This window comes from Halalkalibaculum sp. DA384 (genome assembly GCF_043951955.1).
In the GTDB taxonomy this organism is placed as follows: Bacteria; Bacteroidota; Rhodothermia; order Balneolales; family Balneolaceae; genus JAMQKA01.
In genome coordinates this window covers 1-5,478 of the sequence record NZ_JBINJE010000065.1, presented here as the reverse complement: position 1 = coordinate 5,478, position 5,478 = coordinate 1, and the positions used below count along the sequence as shown (strand labels likewise).

At 57.9% G+C, this 5,478-nt stretch carries 2 tRNA genes and 3 rRNA genes; all 5 read left to right on the top strand.

Annotation, left to right across the window (positions count from 1 at the left end):
• The first annotated feature begins 121 nt into the window (after positions 1-121).
• Positions 122-1,656: ribosomal RNA gene (locus tag ACG2E4_RS18075) — 16S ribosomal RNA — on the top strand.
• Positions 1,657-1,774: 118 nt separating this feature from the next.
• Positions 1,775-1,848: transfer RNA gene (locus ACG2E4_RS18070), tRNA-Ile, on the top strand.
• A 23-nt stretch (positions 1,849-1,871) separates the two neighbouring features.
• A tRNA-Ala gene (locus ACG2E4_RS18065) sits at positions 1,872-1,948 on the top strand.
• A gap of 387 nt (positions 1,949-2,335) precedes the next feature.
• A 23S ribosomal RNA gene (locus tag ACG2E4_RS18060) occupies positions 2,336-5,249 on the top strand.
• Between the two features lie 108 nt (positions 5,250-5,357).
• A 5S ribosomal RNA gene (gene rrf, locus ACG2E4_RS18055) occupies positions 5,358-5,469 on the top strand.
• The 16S, 23S and 5S rRNA genes sit together here with 2 tRNA genes alongside, the layout of an rRNA operon.
• Positions 5,470-5,478 lie beyond the last annotated feature (9 nt).

Genomic DNA, 5,478 nt, shown 5'->3' with positions numbered 1-5,478 from the left:
TTGTTCTTTTCCGTAATGAGACAGACAGATAATCGCATAGTGCGACCCGTCATTCTGCGAAGCAGATGACGAAGTAAAGACGGCCGGGAGGCAAGCTCGATGTTATTAGGTGTATTATTATACCATGGAGAGTTTGATCCTGGCTCAGGACGAACGCTGGCGGCGGGCCTAACACATGCAAGTCGTGGGAGAACCAGTCTCTTCGGAGACTGGGGAGACCGGCGGATGGGTGAGTAACGCGTAGGCAACCTGCCTGAAGGACGGGGATAACGCGCCGAAAGGCGCGCTAATACCCGATGATGCAGCGGTCCCGCATGGGAACAGTTGTTAAAGGCTTTGGCCACCTTCAGATGGGCCTGCGTGCCATTAGCTAGTTGGTGGGGTAAGAGCCCACCAAGGCGATGATGGCTAGGGGGTCTGAGAGGATGATCCCCCACACTGGGACTGAGACACGGCCCAGACTCCTACGGGAGGCAGCAGTGAGGAATCTTGCGCAATGGAGGAAACTCTGACGCAGCCACGCCGCGTGCTGGAAGACGGCCCTATGGGTTGTAAACAGCTTTTACCAGGGAAGAACCCCGGGGTTTCGACCCCGGCTGACGGTACCTGGTGAATAAGCACCGGCTAACTCCGTGCCAGCAGCCGCGGTAATACGGAGGGTGCAAGCGTTGTCCGGAATCATTGGGTGTAAAGGGTGCGCAGGCGGGTCAGTAAGTCGAGGGTGAAATCTTGCCGCTTAACGGTAAAATGGCCTTCGATACTGCTGATCTTGAGTCCAGAAGAGGTCGGTGGAATTCGTGGTGTAGCGGTGAAATGCATAGATATCACGAAGAACACCAGTGGCGAAGGCGGCCGACTGGTCTGGTACTGACGCTGAGGCACGAGAGCGTGGGGAGCGAACAGGATTAGATACCCTGGTAGTCCACGCTGTAAACGATGTGTGCTAGATGTTGGCCCTTCGGGGTCGGTGTCGCAGCTAACGCAATAAGCACACCACCTGGGGAGTACGTCCGCAAGGATGAAACTCAAAGGAATTGACGGGGGCCCGCACAAGCGGTGGAGCATGTGGCTTAATTCGATGCAACGCGAAGAACCTTACCCAGGCTAAATCCAGCCTGACAGCTCCTGAAAAGGAGTCTCCCTTCGGGGCAGGCTGGAAGGTGCTGCATGGCTGTCGTCAGCTCGTGCCGTGAGGTGTTGGGTTAAGTCCCGCAACGAGCGCAACCCCTACGGTTAGTTACCAGCACGTAATGGTGGGGACTCTAGCCGGACTGCCTACGCAAGTAGTGAGGAAGGTGGGGACGACGTCAAGTCATCATGGCCCTTACGTCTGGGGCTGCACACGTGCTACAATGGACGGTCCAATGGGAGGCGAGCCCGCGAGGGTCAGCAGATCCCCAACACCGTTCCCAGTTCGGATTGGAGTCTGAAACTCGACTCCATGAAGCCGGAATCGCTAGTAATCGCGTATCAGCAATGGCGCGGTGAATACGTTCCCGGGCCTTGTACACACCGCCCGTCAAGCGATGGAAGCAGGGAGTACCTGACGAGGCCGGGCCAACCTTCGGGAGGCAGGTCTTCAGGGTAAGCCCTGTGACTGGCGCTAAGTCGTAACAAGGTAGCCGTACCGGAAGGTGCGGCTGGATCACCTCCTTTCTACGGAGAGTCCCCTCCTGGCCGGGGTCGCCTGTGCGATTATCTGTCTGTCTGTTACGGGAGCGAGCCAGGCGGCGCTGGCCGCCGGCAGGGCGCGGTCCCGGCCGGGGTCGCACTTGGGCTTGTAGCTCAGGTGGTTAGAGCGCACGCCTGATAAGCGTGAGGTCGCAGGTTCAACTCCTGCCAAGCCCACTTATGGCCGAGGGGCCGCAGTGGGGGCTATAGCTCAGTTGGCTAGAGCATCTGCTTTGCAAGCAGAGGGTCGTCGGTTCGAATCCGACTAGCTCCACCAGGGGTGAGCAGCGGTGCAGTTAGCACCTGGCCGGTAGTCGGTTTGGCTACGGGTAAGGTGGTAATTGAACCGCCCGGCTTCGGCCGGGGAGTGTTCTTTTATTATTGCAGGACGGGGGGCATTGCGGGAAGGCTTTGTAGCTGTTAAAGGCGAGGAGCTGCCCCGCCCACAGCCCGTCGCTCTGCGCGTTCTTTGATATAGTGGGAAGCAAAGGTAAGATCGAGCGTCATCGGTCTGCCCTCGGGCAGGCCGAACGACATATCACAATCACATAACATATAGATTGCCCGCTGTCCGGCTTCGGCCGCGACAGCAGCATTGATGAGTTCATTGTGTGGGTTGCACCGGCTCCGGTCCGATTGATTGGAGGCGGATGCAAGCCGTATAAGCGAAAGCAAGACAAGGGCGCACGGTGGATGCCTAGGCATCGTCAGGCGATGAAGGACGTGACAAGCTGCGAAAAGCTGCGGGGAGCTGCACACAAGCTGGGATCCGCAGGTATCCGAATGGGGCAACCCATCCCGACTTGGTCGGGATACTCCCGTATGGGAGGGCCAACGGGGGGAATTGAAACATCTTAGTACCCCCAGGAGCAGAAAACAAGTCAGTGATTCCCCAAGTAGTGGCGAGCGAACGGGGAACAGCCCAAACCCATCTCCTACGGGAGGTGGGGGTTGCAGGGCCCACAGAAGGCATGCGAGCCAAATTCGAAGCGCACTGGAAAGGCGCGCCACAGAGGGTGAAAGCCCCGTAGGAGTACCGCAACCATGCCGGTGGGATCCCCTGAGTAGGACGGGACCGGAGAAATCCTGTCTGAATCCGGCGGCACCATCCGCCAAGGCTAAATACTGACGATGACCGATAGTGGACCAGTACCGTGAGGGAAAGGTGAAAAGAACGCCGAGAAGGCGAGTGAAACAGTACCTGAACCCGTGCGCTTACAAGCGGTCGGAGGCCTCGTTGAGGCTGACGGCGTGCCTTTTGCATAATGAGCCTACGAGTTGCTCCTGACCTGCGAGGTTAACCTGCTCAGCAGGGAAGCCGAAGCGAAAGCGAGTCCGAACAGGGCGTCGAAGTAGGTCGGGGCAGACGCGAAACCGGGTGAGCTATCCATGACCAGGGTGAAGCGGTGGTAACACACCGTGGAGGCCCGAACCGCCTGGCGTTGAAAAGCCATCGGATGAGTTGTGGATAGGGGTGAAAGGCCAATCAAACCCGGCAATAGCTCGTTCTCCCCGAAATATATTTAGGTATAGCATCTGGCGTGGAAGGTGTCGGAGGTAGAGCACTGATTAGGCTAGGGGGCTTCACCGCCTACCAAACCTAGACAAACTCCGAATGCCGGCACCTGTTGCCAGGTAGTCAGCGGCCGAGCGATAACGTCCGGTCGCAAGAGGGAAAGAACCCAGACCACCGATTAAGGCCCCTAAATCCAGACTAAGTTGCAGAAAGAAAGTTGGGTTGCCCAGACAACTAGGAGGTTGGCTTAGAAGCAGCCATTCCTTGAAAGAGTGCGTAATAGCTCACTAGTCGAGCGGCCCGGCGTCGATAATTTGCGGGCATCAAGTCTGGTGCCGAAATCGTGGGTTGTATCCTGTTGGATACAGCGGTAGGGGAGCATTCCAGCCCCGTCGAAGCCCGGCTGTGAGGCCGCGTGGAGGATCTGGAAGCGAAACTGTAGGCATGAGTAACGATAAGAAGGGTGAAGAACCCTTCCACCGTAAACCTACGGGTTCCTGATCAACGCTCATCGGATCAGGGTTAGTCGAGACCTAAGGCGTAGCCGAAGGGCGAAGCCGATGGAAAACCGGTACAATATTCCGGTACCACCGAAGGGTCACAGGCTAAGGCGTGACGCAGAAGTGACACCACCGCCTGTCGACGGAATGACAGGTTGAAGGATGTAGGCTGGCCGGCAGGCAAATCCGCCGGCCCGAGGCCGAACTCCGACAGTACGGGGAGCCTGCGGGCAAACCGACAGTGTGGGTAATCCCGCTGCCAAGAAAAGCGTCGTAGACTGCTCTTTGGTGCTCGTACCAAAACCGACACAGGTAGGTGAGGAGAGAATCCTCAGGTGCTCGAGGCAATCGTGGCTAAGGAACTCGGCAAATTAGATCCGTAACTTCGGGAGAAGGATCCCCTGCGGCCCTTTCGGGGGTTGCGGGGCGCAGTGACCAGGCCCAATCGACTGTTTAACAAAAACACAGGCCTCTGCCAAGGCGCAAGCCGACGTATAGGGGCTGACACCTGCCCGGTGCTGGAAGGTTAAGGAAGCCTGTTAATCGCCTTTGGCGGTGAAGCGGGCGACTGAAGCCCCAGTAAACGGCGGCCGTAACTATAACGGTCCTAAGGTAGCGAAATTCCTTGTCGGGTAAGTTCCGACCTGCACGAATGGTGCAACGAATTGGGCACTGTCTCGGCCACGAGCTCGGTGAAATTGTGGTATCGGTGATGACGCCGATTACCCGCAGCGGGACGGAAAGACCCCGTGAACCTTTACTACAACTTTACATTGGCTTTACCGGCCGGATGTGCAGGATAGGTGGGAGGCCCTGAAGCCCCGGCGCCAGCCGGGGTGGAGCCACCCGTGAAATACCACCCTTCCGGCAGGTGAATTCTAACCCCCCACCGGGGGAACAGTGTATGGTGGGTAGTTTGACTGGGGCGGTCGCCTCCTAAAGTGTAACGGAGGCTCCCAAAGGTACCCTCAACGCGGTCGGCAATCGCGTGTAGAGTGTAAAAGCATAAGGGTGCTTGACTGCAAGAGATACAGCTCGAGCAGCTGCGAAAGCAGGGTTTAGTGATCCGGCGATTCCGTATGGAAGGGTCGTCGCTCAAAGGATAAAAGGTACTCCGGGGATAACAGGCTTATCTCCCCCAAGAGTTCACATCGACGGGGAGGTTTGGCACCTCGATGTCGGCTCATCGCATCCTGGGGCTGGAGAAGGTCCCAAGGGTTTGGCTGTTCGCCAATTAAAGCGGTACGCGAGCTGGGTTCAGAACGTCGTGAGACAGTTCGGTCCCTATCTGCTGTGGGCGCAGGAACCTTAAGGAGAGCTGCTCCTAGTACGAGAGGACCGGAGTGGACGCACCGCTGGTGCACCAGTTGTCCCGCCCGGGGCACCGCTGGGTAGCTATGTGCGGAAGTGATAAGCCGCTGAAAGCATCTAAGCGCGAAGCACGCTCCAAGATAAGGGTTCCCCAAGAGTCTGCTGGAAGACGACCAGCTCGATAGGCGGCAGGTGTACGGGTGGTAACACCCTCAGCCGAGCCGTACTAATCAGACCACCGGCTTTGCTTATATGGCTTGCATCGGCCCCCACCACGGGCCGGGGCTGACCTCGACCTTGCCCGCTTCCCACTACATCAACGAACCCCACAGGTTTTGACACATTGATCAACCCATTCAGGAGGTGAGCCACCGCGCAGGGGCCCCACCCGTTCCCATCCCGAACACGGCCGTTAAGCCCTGCCGCGCCAATGGTACTGCCAGCAGGCGGAAGCGTAGGTCCTCGCCTCCTCTTTTTTTT